The organism is Bordetella genomosp. 10 (genome assembly GCF_002261225.1).
Taxonomy (GTDB): domain Bacteria; phylum Pseudomonadota; class Gammaproteobacteria; order Burkholderiales; family Burkholderiaceae_B; genus Bordetella_C.
Genome location: NZ_NEVM01000005.1, coordinates 3,313,423 through 3,332,887 on the forward strand (window position 1 = coordinate 3,313,423; position 19,465 = coordinate 3,332,887).

Annotated in this window: 15 protein-coding genes and 1 riboswitch; of the genes, 7 read left to right on the forward strand and 8 right to left on the reverse strand. The window is 68.8% G+C overall.

Going from position 1 to position 19,465, the window contains the following annotated elements; genetic code table 11:
- Positions 1-74 precede the first annotated feature (74 nt).
- Entirely contained in the window at positions 75-977 is a 903-nt protein-coding gene (locus tag CAL29_RS30855) for a phytanoyl-CoA dioxygenase family protein (protein WP_256977838.1), read from the forward strand.
- A gap of 9 nt (positions 978-986) precedes the next feature.
- Here CAL29_RS30855 and CAL29_RS30860 read toward each other — a convergent pair whose 3' ends face one another.
- Positions 987-2,270, reverse strand: a complete 1,284-nt coding sequence (locus CAL29_RS30860) for an amidohydrolase family protein (RefSeq protein WP_094856640.1) — start codon at positions 2,268-2,270, stop codon at positions 987-989.
- A gap of 211 nt (positions 2,271-2,481) precedes the next feature.
- On the opposite strand from CAL29_RS30860, the gene panE reads away from it, so the two are divergent.
- The 3 genes from panE (at position 2,482) to CAL29_RS30875 (ending at position 4,635) form a co-directional block, all read left to right on the forward strand.
- On the forward strand, positions 2,482-3,408 hold the full coding sequence (gene panE / locus CAL29_RS30865; protein WP_094856641.1) for a 2-dehydropantoate 2-reductase: 927 nt from the start codon (positions 2,482-2,484) through the stop codon (positions 3,406-3,408).
- 216 nt (positions 3,409-3,624) lie between these two features.
- Positions 3,625-4,077: a nuclear transport factor 2 family protein gene (locus CAL29_RS30870; protein WP_094856642.1), complete on the forward strand. Its 453-nt coding sequence runs from the start codon at positions 3,625-3,627 to the stop codon at positions 4,075-4,077.
- Between the two features lie 39 nt (positions 4,078-4,116).
- The gene (locus tag CAL29_RS30875) at positions 4,117-4,635 is read left to right on the forward strand and encodes a nucleoside 2-deoxyribosyltransferase (protein ID WP_094856643.1); all 519 of its coding nucleotides are present in this window, start codon (positions 4,117-4,119) and stop codon (positions 4,633-4,635) included.
- Between the two features lie 46 nt (positions 4,636-4,681).
- On the opposite strand, the gene ribB is transcribed toward CAL29_RS30875, so the two are convergent.
- The 3 genes from ribB to CAL29_RS30890 form a co-directional block, all read right to left on the reverse strand.
- Positions 4,682-5,410, reverse strand: a complete 729-nt coding sequence (ribB, locus tag CAL29_RS30880; RefSeq protein WP_094856644.1) for a 3,4-dihydroxy-2-butanone-4-phosphate synthase — start codon at positions 5,408-5,410, stop codon at positions 4,682-4,684.
- 107 nt (positions 5,411-5,517) lie between these two features.
- A riboswitch (FMN riboswitch) is annotated at positions 5,518-5,668 on the reverse strand.
- Between the two features lie 142 nt (positions 5,669-5,810).
- Positions 5,811-6,365, reverse strand: a complete 555-nt coding sequence (locus CAL29_RS30885; RefSeq protein ID WP_094856645.1) for an SET domain-containing protein — start codon at positions 6,363-6,365, stop codon at positions 5,811-5,813.
- Positions 6,366-6,435: 70 nt separating this feature from the next.
- Positions 6,436-6,909: an Lrp/AsnC family transcriptional regulator gene (locus tag CAL29_RS30890; RefSeq protein WP_094856646.1), complete on the reverse strand. Its 474-nt coding sequence runs from the start codon at positions 6,907-6,909 to the stop codon at positions 6,436-6,438.
- 363 nt (positions 6,910-7,272) lie between these two features.
- On the opposite strand from CAL29_RS30890, the gene ilvB reads away from it, so the two are divergent.
- Positions 7,273-9,180, forward strand: a complete 1,908-nt coding sequence (ilvB, locus tag CAL29_RS30895; RefSeq protein WP_373559823.1) for a biosynthetic-type acetolactate synthase large subunit — start codon at positions 7,273-7,275, stop codon at positions 9,178-9,180.
- A gap of 84 nt (positions 9,181-9,264) precedes the next feature.
- On the opposite strand, the gene CAL29_RS30900 is transcribed toward ilvB, so the two are convergent.
- Both CAL29_RS30900 and CAL29_RS30905 read right to left on the reverse strand, forming a co-directional pair.
- Positions 9,265-10,698: an aldehyde dehydrogenase family protein gene (locus tag CAL29_RS30900; RefSeq protein ID WP_094856648.1), complete on the reverse strand. Its 1,434-nt coding sequence runs from the start codon at positions 10,696-10,698 to the stop codon at positions 9,265-9,267.
- 273 nt (positions 10,699-10,971) lie between these two features.
- Positions 10,972-13,647 (reverse strand): DNA topoisomerase III, encoded by a 2,676-nt coding sequence (locus CAL29_RS30905; protein WP_094856649.1) that lies wholly within the window; start codon positions 13,645-13,647, stop codon positions 10,972-10,974.
- A gap of 61 nt (positions 13,648-13,708) precedes the next feature.
- Between CAL29_RS30905 and CAL29_RS30910 the strand changes: the two genes are divergently transcribed.
- Positions 13,709-16,339, forward strand: coding sequence for a GDYXXLXY domain-containing protein (locus tag CAL29_RS30910; protein ID WP_094856650.1), 2,631 nt, complete (start codon positions 13,709-13,711; stop codon positions 16,337-16,339).
- Positions 16,340-16,446: 107 nt separating this feature from the next.
- Here the strand turns inward: CAL29_RS30910 and gluQRS are convergent, their stop codons facing one another.
- Both gluQRS and CAL29_RS30920 read right to left on the reverse strand, forming a co-directional pair.
- Positions 16,447-17,376, reverse strand: a complete 930-nt coding sequence (gene gluQRS / locus CAL29_RS30915; protein WP_094856651.1) for a tRNA glutamyl-Q(34) synthetase GluQRS — start codon at positions 17,374-17,376, stop codon at positions 16,447-16,449.
- A 183-nt stretch (positions 17,377-17,559) separates the two neighbouring features.
- On the reverse strand, positions 17,560-18,021 hold the full coding sequence (locus CAL29_RS30920; protein WP_094856652.1) for a DUF494 family protein: 462 nt from the start codon (positions 18,019-18,021) through the stop codon (positions 17,560-17,562).
- Positions 18,022-18,333: 312 nt separating this feature from the next.
- Here CAL29_RS30920 and CAL29_RS30925 point away from each other — a divergent pair, with 312 nt between their 5' ends.
- Positions 18,334-19,419: a DSD1 family PLP-dependent enzyme gene (locus CAL29_RS30925; protein WP_094857015.1), complete on the forward strand. Its 1,086-nt coding sequence runs from the start codon at positions 18,334-18,336 to the stop codon at positions 19,417-19,419.
- Positions 19,420-19,465 lie beyond the last annotated feature (46 nt).

A 19,465-nucleotide genomic window follows, 5' to 3' on the forward strand; every position in this document is an offset into this window, starting at 1 on the left:
CAACAAGAGGCAAGGGCTACCGTAGCGGCGACGACCATCCGATTCCGGCTGGTTCCATGAAGCGGAGCCCCAAGGTGAAAGAGCCTCTCCCATTATCGCCAGACGTGACGTCCGAGTACGAGAAGAACGGGTACATCTCCATCGAGACGATGTGCCCGCCCGAAGAAGTGCAGGCGATCCGGCAGACGCTGATGCGCATGTTCGAGAACCGGACCGGTTACGAAGAGGGCGCGCAGTACGACTTCTCCAGCCGCGACGATCCGGACAAGCCGCAGGTCTTTCCCAGCCTGCACGACCCCTCCCACTACGCGCCGGAACTGCTCAAGACCCAGTACCACAAGCGCGCCCTGGCGATCGCGCGCCAGTTGCTGGGCGAGGACGCGGCCTTGTACGGCGAGCATGCGCTGCTCAAGCCGGCGCGCCACGGCCCGGAAACGCCGTGGCACCAGGACGAGGCCTTCCGTTCGCCCGATTTCGAGTATCGCGAGCTGAGCATCTGGCTGGCCTTGCAGCCGGTCGGCGCGGTCAACGGCTGCATGCAGTTCATTCCGGGCTCCCACAGGCAGGAAGTGCTGGAGCATCGGTCGCCGGGCTACGACAAGGCCTTGCATCCGCTCGAATGCTGCGCCGATTTCCCGCGCGACCAGGCCGTGCCCGTGCCCCTGCCCGCCGGCGGATGCACGATCCACGACATGCGCACGCTGCACTACACCGCGCCCAATACCTCCGAGGCGCCGCGCCTGGCCTACATCCTGATCTTCAACGTGCCGCCCACCTACAAGCCGGGCCTGCGCAAGTTCCCGTGGCTGGAGGGACGCCGCACAGACAGCCAGGTGCGCAAGCGCGAATGGCATCGCCGCGGCGGCATCGCGGTGGAAGTCATGCGCCGCCTGCCGCGCGCGCGGCTGACCAGCGGCAAATGGGTGGCCTGGGCCGCCATCCGCGCCGTCAGCAAGGTGTGGAACCGCCCGCGTTAGCGTTAGCGATCACGCCCGCGGCGCCATGAAGGACACCGTCGCGGGCCGTCCGTCCAGATGCAGCGCCGCCGTGGCCGGCGGCGTGCTGGCAACGATCCTGCCGCCGCGCATGACCAGCAGGCGGGTGGCGCGCAGGCGCAGCGCTTCCACCGGATCGCGCGCCTGCAGCAGCACCAGGTCGGCGCGCTTGCCGACCGCCAGCCCGGTGTCGTCCAGGCCGAGGATGCGCGCGGGCGTTTCCGTGACGGCCTCGAAACAGGCGCGCATGGCCGCCTGCCCCGTCATCTGCGCGACGTGCAGCCCCATGTGCGCGACCTCCAGCATGTCGCCGCTGCCCAGCCCGTACCAGGGATCCATCACGCAATCGTGGCCGAAGGCCACGGGCACGCCCGCGGCCAGCAGCTCCGGCACGCGCGTCATGCCGCGCCGCTTGGGATAGCTGTCGTGGCGGCCTTGCAGGGTAATGTTGATGAGCGGATTGGCGACGGCCGCCACGCCGGCCTCGGCGATCAGCGGGATCAGCTTGGAGACGTAGTAGTTGTCCATGGAGTGCATGGACGTCAGGTGCGAACCGGTCACGCGCCCTTGCAGGCCCAGCCGTTGCGTGTGATAGGCCAGGGTCTCGATATGGCGCGAGAGCGGATCGTCGCTTTCGTCGCAATGCATGTCCACGCGCAGGCCGCGCTCGGCCGCCAGCTCGCACAGCACCCGCACGGATTCGGCGCCGTCCTGCATGGTGCGCTCGAAATGCGGAATCCCGCCGACCACGTCCACGCCCATGTCGAGCGCGCGCTTCAGGTTGTCCAGCGCGCCCGGCGCCCGCAGCACGCCGTCCTGGGGAAAGGCCACCAGTTGCAGGTCCAGGTAGGGGCGCACGCGTTCGCGCACGTGCAGCAGCGCTTCCACCGCCAGCAGCCGCGGATCGCACACGTCGACGTGGCTGCGTATGGCGAGCAGGCCCTTGGCGACGGCCCAGTCGCAATAGGCCAGCGCGCGTTCGACCAGCGCTTCCTGGGTCAGCGCGGGCTTGAGTTCGCCCCACAGGGCGATGCCTTCCAGCAGCGTGCCCGAGGCGTTCACGCGCGGCTGGCCGTAGGACAGGGTCGAGTCCATGTGGAAATGGGCATCGACGAAGGGCGGCGAGACCAGTTGCCCGGCGGCGTCGATGGTTTGCGCGGCGGGCACGTCCAGCGCGGGCGCGATGGCGGCGATGCGTCCGGCGGAGACGGCGATGCCCATGCCGGTGCGCCCGTCGGGCAGATGACAGTTCTTCAACAGGCAATCGACGGGCATTCCTTGCTCCTTGCGGCGTCATGCGGGTGGCTGCGCGTTTCCGCGGCGCGACCCTAGCTTATCGGCTGCGGGCCGTCCCCGGCAATCGGAGGCCTCCCTGGGTCGAACGGACGAGCCCCGCCCGACTCATGGCATACGGACGGCATGCGGACGGCGCATAATCCGGGTTTGTGGACGGGCGCGCAGGGCGCCCCGCAATCCGGAGGCAGATATGCGTTTGTTGTTCCTGGGCGCCGGCGGTACCGGCGGATATTTCGGCGGCCGCGCGGCCGAGGCGGGCCTGGACGTCACCTTCCTGGTGCGCGAACCGCGCGCCGCGCGCCTGCGCGAACAAGGCCTGCGCATCAAGAGTCCGCTCGGCGACAGCGTGGTGCATCCCAAGCTGGTCACCGCCGAGACCCTGGACGGCCACTATGACGTCGTGGTGCTCAGTTGCAAGTCCTACGACCTGGAGAGCGCGATGGACGCCATCGCGCCGGCGATGGGGCCGGATTCGGCGGTGCTGCCCATCATGAACGGCCTGTCGCATTTCGAGGCGCTGGAACAGCGCTTCGGGCCGCACCGCGTGCTGGGCGGCTTGTGCCAGATCATCGCCACCCTGGGGCCGGACGGCGAAGTGGTGCAGATGGGCAAGGGCGCCACCCTGGTGTTCGGCGAACGGGCCGGCGATCCGCGCAGCGACCGCTGCCTGGCCCTGGAAAGCGCCTTGGCCAAGGCCAATTTCACGTCCAGGCTGAGCACCGATATCCACCAGGAGAATTGGGAGAAGTTCGTCTTCCTGTGCACCCTGGCGGCCGCGACCTGCCTGATGCGCGGCCCCGTGGGCCTGATCGTGCGCAGCGACGACGGCGCCGGCATCGTCCTGTCCATGCTGGCCGAGGCGCAGGCCATCGCGGCCGCGTCGGGGTTCAAGGTGCGTCCGGACGCGGATGCGTCGGCGCGCAAGGTCCTGTCCGACCCCGACAGTCCGGTCACCGCCTCCATGTTCCGCGACCTCAGCCAGGGGCTGCGCGTGGAGGCCGACCACATCGTCGGCGACATGGTGAAGCGCGGCGCCGCCTTGGGCATCGACGCGCCCTATCTGCGCGTGGCCTACAGCCATCTACAGGTCTACCAGGCGCAGCGCGACGCGGGCTGAAAGAAACGGCGGCCGGCATCGCGGGCCGGCGCACCGCCCAGGTCCGGCGCGGTTGCCGCCGATCTTGGCCGGACTGTGGCGGAAACGCCAACGCCCGGCGGCGGCCTTGCCGGGCGTCGCCACACGCACCTTCAATTATTTGTAAACTGGCGCGTTGCCTTTGGCCGGGCAGCCTCGCTCCGGCCGTCACTCGTCTAGGGATCTGGCCCGGGAATCATGAAACTGCAATCGATAGTCGCGGGTGCCGTGCTGGCGGTTGGTCTGTTCGGCGGCGCGAATGCCGTCCATGCCGCCAACGGCGGCAGCAAGGAACTGGTGCTGGCGTATTACCGCATGATGTTCCAGGACAAGGACGTCGAACGGGCGATGGGCACCTACGTCAGCAAGAACCTGATCCAGCACGATCCCTACCTGGGCGACGGCGCGGCCGCGATGACGGACTTTTTCGTGCCCTACTACGAGCAGCATCCCCAGGCCAGCGCCGAAATCGAGCACGTGGTGGCCGAAGGCGACATCGTCGTCGTGCATGCCTTCTGGAAGGAAACGCCCGAGGACCTGGGCCAGGCCGTCGTCGACATCTTCCGCGTCGACAACGGCAAGATCGTCGAGCATTGGAACGTCAGCCAGGACATTCCGGAAAATCCCGCCAACAAGAACACGATGTTCTGACCGGCGCCGCCCGGCGCGATCCGGGCCGGGAGAATCGCCATGCCTTTTCGTATTTATCTCGCCGGTTTCGATGTGTTCCGGCCCGATGCCATCGCGCATGGCCGGGCGTTGCAGGCGCTGTGCGCGGAGGTAGGCATCGAGGGGCTGTATCCCCTGGACCACCAGGCGCCGGCGGAGCTGGCGGGCCCCGACCTGGCGCGCTGGATCTATCGCGCCAACGTGCAGCTCATCCAGTCCGCCGACGGCGTCCTGGCCAACCTGAATCCGTTTCGCGGCGCCGAACCCGACTCGGGCACGGCCTTCGAGGTCGGCTATGCCGTCGCGCTGGGCAAGCCAGTCTGGGCCTATACCCAGCAGAGCGGCACCGTGGTCGAGCAGGTCAGCGTCGGCCAGGCCAGCGATGCCGGCGGTCCGCGATACATCGACGCCAACGGCTATACCGTCGAGGACTTCGGCATGAACCTGAACCTGATGCTGGCGTGCAGCGCCACCGTCGTGGTGGGCGATGCGCGGGCGTGCCTGCGGCGCATCGCCGAGCATCTGCGCAACGCGCGATGAGGACGGTCCCCGGCGCCGGCGCCGGGAACGCGGCGGACCGTGCCCGTCAGGCCGCGACCGCCTGTTCGGCGGCGAGGACGGCCGCCTCCTGCCGCTCGCCGGCCTGCAGCAGGCCCCGGCGGTAATCGGCGAGTTCGGCGATGGTCAGGCCCACCAGGCCGTGATTGGCGGCGTAGCGCTCCAGCGCGGCGCCGCGCATCATCGTGCCGTCGGCATTCATCAGTTCGCACAGCACGGCGGCGGGACGCAGCCCGGCCAGGACGGCCAGGTCCACCGAGCCTTCGGTATGGCCGCGCCGCGTCAGCACGCCGCCGGGCTGGGCCCGCAGGGGAAAGACGTGGCCCGGGCTGACGATGTCGCCGGGTTGCGCGTGCGGCGCGATGGCGGCGCGGATGGTGGTGACGCGGTCCTGCGCCGAGACGCCGGTGCTCACGCCTTCGCGCGCTTCGATGGACACGGTGAAGGCGGTGCCGTGGCGGCTGCCGTTGTCGCGCACCATCTGCGGCAGTTGCAGGTGGTCCAGGGTTTCGTCGGTCAGGCACAGGCAGACGATGCCGCTGCCGTCGCGGATCAACTGCGCCATGACGGGCACGGTCAGCTTGTCGGCGGCGACGATGAGGTCGGCTTCGTTCTCGCGGTCGAAGTCGTCCATCACGATGACGGGACGGCCGATGCGCAGGTGGTGCAGGGCGCGCGCCAGGCGCATGGAGAAAGGCTGTGCGTCCAGGGCCGGGGCGGCCGACGCGGCGGGAAGGGAGTTCTGAAGCTGGGACATTGAAACGCTCTCGCAAGGTAAGGGGGCGAAAAACGTTTCAGGGCAAAGAACCGTATGCGCAAACGTCGCGCGGGCCTGTCGGGCCCGTGCGGGGAATGCGTATGCCGGCACATCTTCTCTCATCCGGACTATTACCGTCGGCTCTGGATTCGGACCAGATCTGCTGACTCCGGCCAATGTTGCGCCGGACGCTCGCGGGCTCGCCGCATTGCGCGGCCTACCGCCGGTGGGGACTTGCACCCCGCCCTGAAGACGTACTGCATGCCGTCCGGGAAGGAACGGCATGCGAGGCATTGTACGCCTGTGGGGCGAGCGGAGGCGGGAAGCCCCCGTTCGCGGCAGGGGTGGAAGCTTATAGGGGGTTCATAGGGGTGATGCCGGCCCCCCGAGGCGCCGCGTTTCAGGCGGCCGGCGCGGTCCCCGCGGGCTGCGCTGGCGCGGCCTTGTCCGCCTTGGCCTGTTTTTTCTTCTTTTTCTTCTTCTCTTTCTTCTCCGGCAGGGCCAGCATGGTGCCGCGGCATTCGGGCGCGCCGCACAGGCACTTGTAGCCTTCCTTCAAGGCCTTGGTGATCTTGCCGTCGAGGACCAGGCCGTAGTCGTACACCAGCTCCTCGCCGCGCGCCAGGTCGCGCAGCGCGACGATGTACACGCGCTTGCCGCCCTTGCCTTCCTGCGCTTCGCAGTTCGGCGCGCAGCTATGGTTGATCCAGCGCGCGTCGTTGCCCTCGGCGCCGCCGTCGATCACCTTGCCCGAGGTGATGGAGAAGAAGAAGGTGTGGAAGGGATCGTCCGGGTTGGTCGGATGGCGGCGGTCGGCTTCCTTGGCGCTGATGCGTTCGCCGCCGTATTCGATGATGCGCGTGCCGGCGGGGATCTTGCGCGCGGCGAAGACGCCATTGCCGTGCAGCTTGGAGCGCCGCACCACGTGCCAGGGTTTGGGAGTGTCGGTGGTCATGGACAGCCAGGATAGAGGGCGCGCGGGATGAGCGCCGACGATGGGGATGGGAGATGGACGGGTGCGGGAATTATATCGGCGCGGGCGGGGTAAGCGGCAGCATGGTTTCCTTCAATCGACGCAGGACGAAGCTGGATTTGCTGTGCCGTATGCCGGGGATGCGATAGAGCTGTTCGCGCAGCAGCCGTTCGTAGTCGCGCGTGTCGCGCACGGCGATGCGGATGAAGTAGTCGTAGTCGCCCGAGACCAGGAAGGCTTCCAGCACTTCGGGGATCTGCGCCAGCGCGCGGCCGAATTCGTACAGTGTTTCCTCGCTGTGGCTTTCCAGGGTGACGTGGACGATGACGGTGTCCATGAAGCCCAGCGCCGCCGGATCGATGTTGACCGTGTAGCCGCGGATCACGCCGGCGGCCTCCATCCGCTTGATGCGGTTCCAGCAGGGCGTGGACGACAGCCCCACCGCCGTGCCGATGTCGTTCAGGCTGGCCCGCGCATTGCCTTGCAGGGCCTTGAGGATAGCCAGGTCGAATTTATCGAGATGCATTTGCCTTGGTCAGCCTTCAAAAGAGAAAAGAGGGGGCGCCCCGCCCGTTGCCCGTGCCCCCAACTTGGTGCCAGGGCGGACCGCTGGCATCCTGGCACTGGCCTGTGACACCCCGCATCGGGCGCTTGCTCCTGATACAACCCGCTTCCGGCTCCCCATCCAACAGCCCGGGGCTCGCGCCAGGGTACAACCCGTGGGGATGGCGGCGGCTGCGCCCGCCGCCATCCCGTCCCCTCTCGCCGAGGCGATTTTCTCTTGGAAAGGAGGTTTTTCAAAGACGGTGGCCAACGAAGGGAAAATTTACTCCGTTTTTCCTGAAAACCAAGAAAAACAAGATAAAAATTCCGGGAAACCCCACGTAATATGTTTCACATGAACGCTCCGCTCCCCTCCGCCGCCCTCGCCGCCGACCTGCCCGCCGCCTCCGCCGCCCAGGCCCGCCCCATCCTCAACGCCCGCGCCAGGACCGAATCCGCCGCCAAGCCCGCGGCCGGCGCCGCGCCGTCCGTCGAGGACGCCCCCCGCAACGGCGCCCGCATTCTTCTCGAAACCCTGATCGCCAACGGCGTGGATACCGTGTTCGGCTACCCGGGCGGCGCCGTGCTGCCGCTGTACGACGCCCTCTACAACGAACCGCGCCTGCGTCACGTGCTGGTGCGCCACGAGCAGGCTGCCGTGCATGCCGCCGAGGGCTACGCGCGCACCACCGGCCGCACCGGCGTGGTGTTCGTGACCTCCGGCCCCGGCATGGCCAACACGACCTCGGGCCTGCTGGACGCGATGTGCGACTCCATCCCCGTGCTGTGCGTCAGCGGCCAGGTGGCGACCTCCGCCATCGGCACCGACGCCTTCCAGGAATGCGACGCCATCGGCATTTCGCGTCCCATCACCAAATGGAACACGCAGATCCGCGCGCTGGACCAGGTGGCCGACACGGTGGGACGCGCCCTGGCGCTGACCCGCCAGGGCCGTCCGGGCCCGGTGCTGGTGGATTTCCCCAAGGACGTGCAACTGGCGCTGCCGGCCGACCAGGACGACGCGCTGCCCGCCAGCGAGCGCCAGGGCGTGGCCGCCCTGCGCGCCCGCCGCCAGGCCGGCAAGGCGCCGCTGAAACTGCCGCAGGCGGCCGTCCGGCGCGCCGCCGCCATGATCGCCGAGGCGCGCCGTCCGGTGTTCTACGGCGGCGGCGGCCTGATCAATGCCGGCCCGCAGGCCTGCGCCGCGTTCACCGACCTGGTGCGCCATACGGGCGCCCCCTGCACGCTGACGCTGATGGGGCTGGGCGCCTTCCCCGCGTCCGATCCGCAATTCCTCGGCATGCTCGGCATGCACGGCACGCTGGAGGCCAATCTGGCCATGCACCACGCGGACCTCATCGTCTGCATCGGCGCGCGCTTCGACGACCGCATCACCGGCCGGCTGGCGGACTTCTGCCCGCATGCGCGCAAGATCCACATCGACATCGACCCCGCCTCGATCAACAAGGTCGTGCGCGTGGACGTGGCCATGGTGGGCGACTGCCTGCCGCTGGTGACGGCGCTGCGCGAGGAATTGCGGCAGGCGCCCCCGCCGGAACAACTGCATGCGTGGTGGCACCGCATCGACCGCTGGCGCGCCAAGGATTGCCTGCACGTGACGCCCAGCGCCGACGCCATCCTGCCGCAGCACCTGATGCAGCGCCTGCAGGCCGCGCTGGAAGGCCGCGACGCCATCGTCTCGACCGACGTCGGGCAGCACCAGATGTGGGCCGCGCAGTATCTGAAGTTCGAGGCGCCGCAGCGCTGGCTGACCTCGGGCGGCGCCGGCACCATGGGCTACGGCGTGCCGGCCGCCATCGGCGCCCAGGTCGCGCATCCCGACCGCACGGTGGTGTGCGTCAGCGGCGACGCGTCGGTGTTGATGAATATCCAGGAGATGTCCACCGCCGTGCAGCACGAGACGCCCGTCAAGGTCGTCCTTTGCAACAACGGCTACATGGGCATGGTGCGGCAGTGGCAGGAGCTGATCCACGGCGGCCGCTACAGCCACAGCTACAACGCCTCGCTGCCGGATTTCGTCGCGCTGGCGCGCGCCTTCGGCTGGGACGCCGAGCGCGTGTCCGATCCGGCCGAGCTGGACGCGGCGCTGGCGCGCTGCCTGGCCAGCTCCCGTCCTTTCTTCCTGGACGTCTGCGTGGCCGAGCAGGAGAACTGCTTCCCTATGATGCCGGCCGGCCAGGGCCACCATCGCATGATGCTGGCCGAGGGCGTCTGGTACGAAGACGAGGCCTGAGGGGCTGAGCCTTCGATGGCCGCGATGACCGCGACGCGTGCGCGGACATCGCGGCCGATCGGTCCGGGCAGGCCCGATCCCGCCTCAGTCGTGCTTGATCGAGATCGTCTTCAGCACGGTGAAGCTGTAGAGCGCTTCGAAGCCCTTCTCGCGGCCGTGGCCGCTGGCCTTGACGCCGCCGAAGGGCAGTTCGATGCCGCCGCCCGCGCCGTAGTTGTTGATGAAGACCTGCCCCGCCCGCACCTTGCGCGCGATGCGGAACTGGCGGCCGCCGTCGCGCGTCCAGACGCTGGCCACCAGGCCGTAGTCGGTGTTGTTGGCGATGCGGATGGCGTCGGCTTCGTCCTCGAAAGGAATCGCCGCCAGCACCGGGCCGAACACCTCGTCGCGCGCCAGCCGGTGCGTGAGCGGCACGTCGCGCAGCAACGTAGGCACCTGGTAGTAGCCCTGTTCCGGCGCGCCCGCTTCCAGGCTGCCCTGCGCCACCGTCGCGATGCCGTCCTTGCGCGCATCGGCGAGGAATTCGGCGACGCGCGACTGCTGCGATTTGCGGATCAGCGGGCCGCAGTCCAGGTCGCTGCCGGCCGGCCCGGCGCGTAGCGCGGCGAAGGCATTGCCCAGGCGGTCCAGCACTTTTTCGTAGACGCTGCGTTGCACCAGCAGGCGGCTGCCGGCCGAGCACGTCTGGCCCGCGTTCTGCACGATGGCGTTGACGGCCACCGGCAGCAGCGCATCGATGTCCGCGTCCTCGAAGACGATCTGCGGCGACTTGCCGCCCAGCTCCGTGGTGACCGGGACGTGATTGGCCGCGGCGGTCTGCGTGACCAGGATGCCGATGGCGGGCGAACCGGTGAAGGAGATGTGGTCGATGCCGGGATGGCGCACCAGCGCGTCGCCCGCTTCATGGCCGTAGCCGGTGACGATGTTGATGGCGCCGGGCGGAAAGCCCACGTCGGCAGCCAGTTCGGCGACGCGCAGCAGGGACAGGCAGGCGTCCTCCGCCGGCTTGACCACGCAGGCGTTGCCGGCCGCCAGGGCGGCGCCGACGCTGCGCCCGAAGATCTGCAGCGGATAGTTCCAGGGCACGATGTGGCCGGTGACGCCGTGCGGCTCGCGCAGCGTCAGCACGGTGTAGCCGTTCTGGTAAGGCAGGGTTTCTCCGTGCAGCTTGTCGGCGGCGCCGCCGTAGAACTCGAAATAGCGGGCGATGGCGGTGACGTCGGCGCGCGCCTGCTTGGTGGGCTTGCCGCAATCGCGCGATTCCAGCGCCGCCAGTTCATCGAAATGGTCCAGCACCTTGTTCGACAGCTTGAGCATCAGCCGGCCGCGCTCGGCGGCGGTCAGCTTGCCCCAGGCGCCCTCGTAGGCGCGCCGCGCGGCCTGCACGGCGCGGTCGATGTCGGCGGCGTTGCCGCGCGCGATGCTGTCGAATTCCTGCCCGGTGGACGGGTCCACCACCGGGATGCTGTCCCCGGAGGACGGTGCGACGGAACGGTTGTCGATGTAGTGCTGTTGCATGGCGGCGCGGTCTCCTGTGCGGTGGCCGGCCCCGCGCGTGGCGCGCCGGCCGGCTTGTCTCTCGGGATGTGGGAATCGTTATCCGGCGCGCCCGCATGCGCGGGGCGCCGGTTGGGGAGACAGTCTACGCCGCCGGCGGCGGCAAGGCCAACCGGCGCGCCTGCCGCGCGGGCCCGGGCGGCGGCATGGCGATGAAAACGGGCCCGCGCCGGCGGTCGATTCGCCGGCGCGGGCCTACTGCATGCCCATGCCACGTCGCGGACGGCGTCCCGATCAGGCCGCCGTCTTGCGCGGCGCGGCTTTCTTGGCGGCCGTCTTGCTGGCGGTCTTCGTCGCCTTCTTTGCAGCCGTTTTGGTCGCGGTCTTGGTTGCCGTCTTGCTTGCGGTCTTGGTCGCCGCCTTCTTCGCGGCCTTCTTCGCCGGCGCCTTGGCCGCCGCCGTCTTCGCAGCCGCCGTCCCCGCCGCCGCGCCGCCCGCCGTCTTGCGCGCCGGCTTGTCGCCGCGCGGTTCGAACTCGAAGCCTATCTTGCCGTCCGGCTGGCGGACGAGGAAGGCCTTGAACTTGCGGTTGGTGCGGCTGGAGACGAAGCCGTCGAGCAGGCTGGTGCGGCCTTCGTCGAGCAGCTTCTCCATCTGCTCGCGCGAGATCTCCTGCTGCAGGATGACCTTGCCCGAACGGAAGTCGCAGCTCTTCTCCGGTCCCACGGACTTCTCGCAGACATAGCTCATGCCGTGCTCGAACACGCGCGCATGGCATTTCGGGCACGCGCCCACGGGCGTCTGCCCGGAGAAATCCACGGGCTCGTTATCGTCCTCGTTGCTCTGGCCGAAATCGAACTCCAGCTTGTTGTCGCCGGTGATGCGCAGGATGGCCGCGAACGGCCGGCCCATCTTGCTGATGAAGCCTTGCAGGGGACCGATCTCGCGCTTGGCCAGCAGCTCCTCGACTTCCGGCAGTTCGAAGGTGCGGCCGCCCGGATGCTTGCTGATGGAGAAGTCGCAATTGGTGCAGGCATAGCGCCGGTAGTTTTCCTTCACCACGCCGCCGCAGTTCGGGCAAGGCGTCTTCAGGGTGGCGTAGTCGCCCGGCACGGTGTCGCGTTCGTATTCCTTGGCGCGCTTGACGATGACCTGCGTCATCTGCGCGATTTCGCGCATGAAGGCGTCGCGCGGCAGGCCGCCCTGCTCGATCTGCTTGAGCTTGTGCTCCCATTCGCCGGTCAGCTCGGGCGACGTCAGTTCGGACACGTCCAGGCCGGCCAGCAGCGTCATCAACTGGCGCGCCTTGGCGGTGGGCACCAGGTCGCGTCCTTCGCGGCGCAGATAGCCTTCGTTGAGCAGGCCTTCGATGATGGCCGCGCGCGTGGCCGGCGTGCCCAGGCCGCGTTCGGACATGGCCTCGCGCAGTTCCTCGTCCTCGACCAGCTTGCCCGCGCTTTCCATCGCCGACAGCAGCGTGCCTTCGTTGTAGCGCGCGGGCGGCTTGGTGCTCAGGCCGACGGCCTCGACGTCCTCGGTGCGGACCGTCTCGCCGTCCTGCACCGGCACCAGGTTGGCGTCCTCGCCCTGCGCTTCCTTGCCGTAGACCGCCAGCCAGCCCGGCGCCACCAGCACCTTGCCGTCGGTGCGGAAGCGATGGCCCTGGACCTCCGTGATGCGGGTGGTCACGCGGTATTCGGCGGCCGGGAAGAAGACCGCGAGGAAGCGCTTGAGCACCAGGTCGTAGAGCTTGGCCTCGGCTTCGCTCAGGTCGCGCGGCACCTGCAGCGTCGGAATGATGGCGAAGTGGTCCGACACCTTCTTGTTGTCGAAGATGCGGCGGTTGGGCTTGACCCAGCTCTGCTCGATGATCTTGGCCGCGTGGCGCGATACCGCGCCCGCCGGCCCGCTGCCGGCTTCGGACAGGGTGCGCATGGTGTCGCGCACGGTGTTGATGTAGTCCTCGGGCAGATAGCGCGAGTCGGTACGCGGATACGTCAGGGCCTTGTGGCGTTCATAGAGCGTCTGCGCCAGCGCCAGCGTCGTCTTCGCGGAGAAGCCGAAGCGGCCGTTGGCCTCGCGCTGCAGCGAGGTCAGGTCGTACAGGGCGGGCGACAGTTGCGAGGAAGGCTTGGACTCCTCGGTGACCGTGCCGGGCTGGTCACGGCACGCCGCCACCACGCTTTGCGCGGCCGCCAGCGACCACAGGCGCGATTCGCGCTTCTCGGGGTCGCGCTCGTCCTTCTTGAAATCGGGATCGATCCAGCGGCCTTCGTACAGGCCGGCGGCGGCCACGAAGCTGGCCCGCACTTCCCAGTAGTCGCGCGGAACGAAGCTGCGGATGCGGTTCTCGCGCTCGTGGACGATGGCCAGCGTGGGGGTTTGCACCCGGCCCACCGGCGTCTTGAAGAAACCGCCGTCCTTGCTGTTGAAGGCGGTCATGGCGCGGGTGCCGTTGATGCCCACCAGCCAGTCGGCTTCGGCGCGCGAACGGGCGGCCGCTTCCAGCGGCTTCATCTGCACGTCGTCGCGCAGGTTGGCGAAGGCCTCGCGGATGGCGGCCTGCGTCATGGACTGCAGCCACAGGCGCTGCACGGGCTTGTTTACCCCGGCATACTGGATGATGTAACGAAAGATCAGTTCGCCCTCACGGCCCGCGTCACAGGCGTTGATGATGGCGTCGACGTCCTTGCGCTTGATCAGGCGGACCAGCAGCTTCAGGCGCTCGCTGGAGCGCTTGTCGGCCGGTCCCAATTCGAATTGGGGCGGAATGACGGGCAGGTGCGTGAAGCTCCACTTCCCCTTCACCGGGTCGTTGGGAGCGACCAGGCCGAGCAAATGACCGATGCTGGAAGCGAGGACGTAACGTTCGCTTTCAAAGTATTCCCCTTCACGCGTAAAGCCTCCCAGGGCGCGTGATATATCCAGGGCAACCGAGGGCTTCTCGGCAATAATCAACGTTTTGCTCATGAGTATCCAATGGCGGCGGTCCGCCGCAGTAGCGCGGATGATAAGAGGGGAGATTCGCCACATGCAAGTCGCGGGCTCGTCGCAAGCAGGATCCGAACGGCATATCTGGCGCCGTTTCCTGGCCCGGACCACCCTGGCCCTGGGCCTGCTGTTGCTGGCGAGCGCCGCCCTGTGCTGGGTCGCGGCGAACTGGCCTCTTTTTTCCAAGATACAACGGTTGTCCAGTGCGCAGGGGGCGATGACGGTCGCCGGCGTGCTGGCGCTGGCCCTTTACGCCCGCGGCGCGAGCGGCGCGAACGCGGTGCACGGGCGGGCGGCCGTGCTGGGGCTGGCGACGGTCCTGCTGGGCGCCGTGCTGGCCCTGATCGGCCAGACCTACCAGACCGGCGCCGACAACTGGGAGCTGTTCGCCGCCTGGGCGGCCCTGATGCTGCCGTGGGCGCTGGCGGCGCGCAGCCAGGGGCTCTGGCTGCTGTGGGCGCTGCTCGTCAATGCGGCCGTGGTCCTGCTGCTGGGCGAGCGGGTGCTGGCCTGGTGGGGCCTGTTCGACGGCCCCGGTTTTCCCAGCCTGGTGATCGCCGGGCTGAACCTGGTCCTGCTGGGCCTGTGGGAATTCAGCGCCCGGCGCTGGCGGGCGCGCACCGGCGTCGGGCCGCGGGTATTGGCGCTGCTGGCCGTGGGGGTCCTGGTCCTGGCGCTGGTTTTCGGCGGACTGGGCATGGAAAATCTGGGGTCGTATACCGGTTTGGCCTGGGTGCTGGCCACCCTGGGCCTGGCGGCGTTCTACATCCTGGCGCGCCGCGACCTGGTCATCCTCGCCCTGCTGGCGGCGGGCGTGATCTGCGTGTCGCTGCGGCTGGCGGCCGATTGGTTCTTCGACCTGCAGCCCGGCGTCTGGGCGGTGCTGCCGCTGGCGGGCCTGCTGATGGGCGAGGCGGTGCTGGCGGCGCGCTGGCTGCGCCGGCTGGCGGCGTCGACCCCCGGGTTGCCGGCCGAGGCGCTGGCCGATGCCGAACCCGCCGGCATCTCGGCGGGCGTGGAGGTCGAGCCGGCCGCGCCGGCCGTGTCCGCCCCCGGCAGCGCCAGCGCGGCGGAAGTGCCGCCGGACCGCGGCGCGGCGCCATGGTTCGTCCAGGGCCTGCTGGGCCTGAGCGCCTGGCTCGCCAGCCTGCTGCTGCTGCTGTTCCTGGTCTTGTCGGGCCTGGTCGCCAGCGCCTCGGGCGGACTGGTGGGCGGACTGGTGCTGTGCGCCGTCGGCGTGGCCATGGTGCGCGCCGCCGAGGGCCCGTTCTGGCGCCAGTGCGCCACCGCCCTGGCCTTCAGCGGCCAGATCCTGGTGATGGCCGGCTTGTCCGACGCCAATTCCCCGGCCGGCGCGGCGCTCTTCGTACTGGCGCTGGCCATCGTGATCTATGTGTTCGGGCCGGACGCCATCCTGCGTTTTCTCAGCGGCCTGACCATGGTGGTGGCGGTGTATCTGCTGACCGCCTTCGCCGTCGAGCACGCCGATGCCTACGACTCGCTGGTCGAGGCGGTGCTGCGCTGGCTCCTCTTCGACGACCTGCGCGGCATCGCGCTGTGGCTGCCGGCTTCGCTGTTGACGGCGTGGGTGGCGGCGCTGGCCTTCCTCTGCAATCCGCGCTTGCCGGCGCGCCGCCGCGATGCCCTGTTGCCGCTGGCCTGGTCCTTCGCCCTGGCCGCGCAGGCGAGCGTGGTGCTGGCGGCAGGGGTGCCCGTCTGGCAGTTGCCGGCCCTCTGGCAGGCGCATGCGCCGTCGGTGGTGTATCTGGCCCTGGTGGTGGTGTTGCCGGTGGCGGTCGCTATCGCGCTGCTGCATCCCCGGCGCGCCGCGCTGGGCCGCGGCCTGCGTTATGGCGTGCCGCTGGGCCTGGCGGTGCTGGCGGCGTTCTGGCTGTCCTGGCCCGGCGTGGCCTACGCGCTGACCTGGCTGCTGCTGGGCTTCGGCTTGCAGCGCGCGCGCCTGTTCCGCCTGGGCCAGATCGCCGTCCTGCTGTGCCTGGCCTTCTACTACTACCGGCTCGACACGCCGCTGTTGTACAAGGCCGCGCTGCTGGCCGGCGCGGGCGGGCTGCTGCTGTTGATGCGCATGGCCGTCTGGGCGGTGCCGCGCCTGCGCGGCGTGGCGCCGTTGCGTGAATCCGCCCCCGCGCAACCGGCGCCGTGGCGCGCGGGCCTGATCGCGGCGGGGCTGCTGCTGTGCCTGGGCGTTGCCAACACAGCCATCTGGCAGCGCGAGCAATTGCTGGCGCACGGGCAGGTCGTGCGCCTGGAACTGGCTTCGCGCGATCCGCGTTCGCTGCTGCAAGGCGACTATATGGATCTGCGCTTCGCCGCCGCGCAGGCGGTCGGCGCCATGCAGGACGAACTGCCCGCCGGAAGCGGCATCCTGCATGCGCCGCTCATCGACGCCTACCTGGTGCTCCAGCCGGACGACCGCGGCGTGGCGCGGCCGGTGCGCGTGCAGCCCGCGCCGCAGCCGCACGATGCGAAGGAAGTGGTGCTGCGCTACCGCCTGCGCGCCGAGGGGGTGCGCATCGTCACCAATGCCTATTTCTTTCCCGAAGGCCAGGGCGAGCACTATGCCGGCGCCCGCTATGGCGAGCTGCGGGTGGACGACAGCGGCACCGGTTTGCTGGTGCGCCTGCTGGGCGAGGATCTCAAGCCGCTTTGAGGTGCGCGGTCCGGCGGCGGCCTTGTTCGGCGTCGTCGGCTATGCGGTGTCGTCGTCTATTCGGCGTCGCCGGTTATGCGGTATCGCTGGCTATACGCTGTCGCTGGCTATCGCGAGGCCGGTTGCCAGCGCGCCGCCCAGGCCGCGCAGGCCAGGCGAAGAAAGGTCGCGGGATCGCTCGCGGCCAGCGGCGTGAAGCCGAGCGCCTGCCAGGCGTGGTTCAAGGTGGCGACGGGTTGCGCCAGGTCCAGCGCCGGCGCGTGATTCTGCTTCGACAGCTTCAGGCCACTGAGCGGATCGAGCACCAGCGGCACGTGCATGACGCGCGGCGGTTGCAGCTCCAGCATGCGCGCCAACACGCGCTGGCGCGCCGTCGAACTCAACAGGTCGGCGCCGCGCACCACGTCCGTGACGCCTTGCGCGCCGTCGTCGACCACCACCGCCAATTGATAGGCCCACATGCCGTCGGCGCGGCGCAGCACGAAATCTCCCACGGCCCGCGCCACGTCCTGGCGCTGCGGTCCCAGCCAGCGGTCCTCGAAAACCTCGATGCCGGGCGGCACGCGCAAGCGCCAGGCGCGCGCGCTGCGCCCGGGCGGCAACCCATGCCGGCAGGTCCCGGCATAAGGGCGTTCGCCGTCGGATGCTGCATCGGATGTTGCGTCGGGTTCGGCCTCGTCCGTCCGGCCCGCTTTCCGCGCCAGCGCCGCCGCGGCTTCGGCGATCTCGCGCCGGGTGCAGCCGCAGCCGTAGACCAGGCCGCGCGCGGCCAGATCGTCGAAGGCCTGCTGGTAGACCGCGTCGCGCGCCGATTGCCAGATCACTTCGCCGTCCCAGCGCAGGCCCAGCGTTTCCAACTGGTCCATGATCACGCGGTCCGCGCCCGGCACGCTGCGCGGCTTGTCCACGTCCTCGATGCGCAGCAGCCAACGGCCGCCCGCCGCGCGCGCGTCGAGATAACTGGCCAGCGCGGCCACCAGGGAGCCCGCGTGCAAGGGACCGCTGGGACTGGGCGCGAATCGGCCGACGTAGCTCATGGGAAAAGGCAAAACACGATAGGGAAGATGGCGACATTAAACCGCACCCGGCGCCAGGCAATCTGCGCAAACGACGCGCGCATGCAACACGCTCATCAATTCCCGCCGGCGTGGCTAAAAACAAAACCGGCCCAGTTGGGCCGGCCTTGGACTGTCGAGGCGCAAGGCCTCGGCGAGTAGGTATCAGTGCAGGCGCCGCACGTCGCCGTCGTCGTCCAGCAGCTCTTCGAGCACCAGGTTGTCGATGTCGGCTTCCTGGCTCCACAGCACCATCAGCGCCGTGATCTTGAGCTTGCCCAGCGGTACCGGCGATTCCGGCGCCGCCAGCGCGCGGTCGATGACGATTTCGCGCAAGGGCGCGGGCAGGACGCCGGCGGTTTCCAGGAAAGTGATGAAACCGATGGCTTCGGTGCCCAATTGGCGGTATTCGCTGTCGGTGTAGACGCGCATTCCGGTGCCCGGCTGCGCGGCCAGGTCGACGCACCGTTCGGTGGTTTCCGCCAGCCCGTAGAGCCAGCCCAGTGCATCATCGATATCTTCGTGTTCGAAGCCAGCCGCCGCCAGGCGTTTCGCCAGGACATCCGCCGCGGGACAGGCTTGCGGCGTGTAGTAATTTTCGAAAAGGTAGACCAGGATATCGAACATATTGCGCCGTCTTTCAGTCATTGTTTGCCCAGTCGGCCCGCTTATCGGCAAACCCGCAAACGTAAATTCACTTTACGCTTATTCATGTTGGCGGGCAACCAAGCGATGTAGCAGGACAACACAGGAATAAGCACCGCATTACCAGCCTTATACGTGAATTTGGGATTTTTTAAGAAAAAAGTCAGGAAGTTGATTGTATTAGCAATATGACATTGCACTTTGACAAGGAGTACGTGCGTGGAGAATACCGAGATCGATATCCAGGGCGCGGGATTGCCCGCCTTGACGCTGCCGCCGCCCGCGCGCCCCGGCATGGCCTTGTCCGAAGTGGACACGCCGGCCCTGGTGCTGGACCTGGACGTCTTCGAAGCCAACCTGCGCACGATGCAGGACTGGACGCGGCGTCACGACATCGCCTTGCGGCCGCACGGCAAGGCGCACAAGTGCCCCGAGGTGGCGCTACGCCAGATCGCCCTGGGCGCGCGCGGCATCTGCGTGCAGAAGGTCAGTGAAGCGCTGCCCTTCGTCGCGGCTGGCGTCGCCGACGTCCACATCAGCAACGAGGTGGTGGGCGAGGCCAAGCTGGCGCTGCTGGCGCAGCTCGCGCGCCGCGCGCGGGTCAGCGTCTGCGTCGACCATCCGGAAAACGTCGCGGCCCTGTCGCGCGCGGTGGCCGCGCAGGGCACGCGGGTCGACGTGCTGGTGGAGATCGACGTCGGCCATGGCCGTTGCGGCGTTGCCTCGCCGACGGCCGCGCTGGAGCTGGCGCGCCGCGTGGAAAGCCTGCCGGGCCTGCGCTTCGCCGGCATCCAGGCTTATCACGGTTCCTTGCAGCACCGGCGCGGCCACGCCGAGCGGGCCCAGGCCTGCCTGGAGTCGGCGGCGCGCGCGCGCCAGTGCGCCGAGGTGCTGCACGCGCATGGCTACGCCTGCCCCATCATCACCGGCGGCGGCACCGGCAGCGCGGAATTCGACGGGCCGGGCGATGTCTATACGGAATTGCAGGCCGGCAGCTACGCCTTCATGGACGTCGACTACGGCGCCAACGAATGGGCCGGCGAATTGAAGTTCGGCAACAGCCTGTTCCTGCTCGGCACGGTGATGAGCACGCCGACGCCCGACCGCGTCATGCTGGACGTGGGGCTGAAATCCACCACCGTCGAATGCGGGCTGCCGAAGGTGCATGAACGCGACAACCTGCTGTACGTGGCCGCCAACGATGAGCACGGCATCGTGCGCGTGGCCGCGGGCACGGCGGCGCCGGCGCTGGGCGAAAAGCTGCGCCTGGTGCCCTCGCACGTCGATCCCACCTTCAACCTGCACGACGAACTGGTGGCGGTGCGCGGCGGCGTGGTGGAAGGCGTGTGGCCCATCGCGGCGCGCGGCTTCAGCCGGTAGCGCGATCCGTGCGGCAGGCGCGATAAGCGCAACTAGTGCAACTAGT

What these genes read in the sequence shown, in the direction of transcription:
- CAL29_RS30875 (WP_094856643.1), top strand. Translation starts at nt 4,117, where the DNA reads ATGCCTTTTCGTATTTATCTCGCCGGTTTCGATGTGTTCCGGCCCGAT.
- ilvB (WP_373559823.1), top strand. Translation starts at nt 7,273, where the DNA reads ATGTTTCACATGAACGCTCCGCTCCCCTCCGCCGCCCTCGCCGCCGAC.
- CAL29_RS30890 (WP_094856646.1), bottom strand. Translation starts at nt 6,909, where the DNA reads ATGCATCTCGATAAATTCGACCTGGCTATCCTCAAGGCCCTGCAAGGC.
- CAL29_RS30910 (WP_094856650.1), top strand. Translation starts at nt 13,709, where the DNA reads ATGCAAGTCGCGGGCTCGTCGCAAGCAGGATCCGAACGGCATATCTGG.
- CAL29_RS30860 (WP_094856640.1), bottom strand. Translation starts at nt 2,270, where the DNA reads ATGCCCGTCGATTGCCTGTTGAAGAACTGTCATCTGCCCGACGGGCGC.
- gluQRS (WP_094856651.1), bottom strand. Translation starts at nt 17,376, where the DNA reads ATGAGCTACGTCGGCCGATTCGCGCCCAGTCCCAGCGGTCCCTTGCAC.
- ribB (WP_094856644.1), bottom strand. Translation starts at nt 5,410, where the DNA reads ATGTCCCAGCTTCAGAACTCCCTTCCCGCCGCGTCGGCCGCCCCGGCC.
- CAL29_RS30900 (WP_094856648.1), bottom strand. Translation starts at nt 10,698, where the DNA reads ATGCAACAGCACTACATCGACAACCGTTCCGTCGCACCGTCCTCCGGG.
- CAL29_RS30870 (WP_094856642.1), top strand. Translation starts at nt 3,625, where the DNA reads ATGAAACTGCAATCGATAGTCGCGGGTGCCGTGCTGGCGGTTGGTCTG.
- CAL29_RS30885 (WP_094856645.1), bottom strand. Translation starts at nt 6,365, where the DNA reads ATGACCACCGACACTCCCAAACCCTGGCACGTGGTGCGGCGCTCCAAG.
- CAL29_RS30905 (WP_094856649.1), bottom strand. Translation starts at nt 13,647, where the DNA reads ATGAGCAAAACGTTGATTATTGCCGAGAAGCCCTCGGTTGCCCTGGAT.
- CAL29_RS30925 (WP_094857015.1), top strand. Translation starts at nt 18,334, where the DNA reads ATGGCCTTGTCCGAAGTGGACACGCCGGCCCTGGTGCTGGACCTGGAC.
- CAL29_RS30920 (WP_094856652.1), bottom strand. Translation starts at nt 18,021, where the DNA reads ATGTTCGATATCCTGGTCTACCTTTTCGAAAATTACTACACGCCGCAA.
- panE (WP_094856641.1), top strand. Translation starts at nt 2,482, where the DNA reads ATGCGTTTGTTGTTCCTGGGCGCCGGCGGTACCGGCGGATATTTCGGC.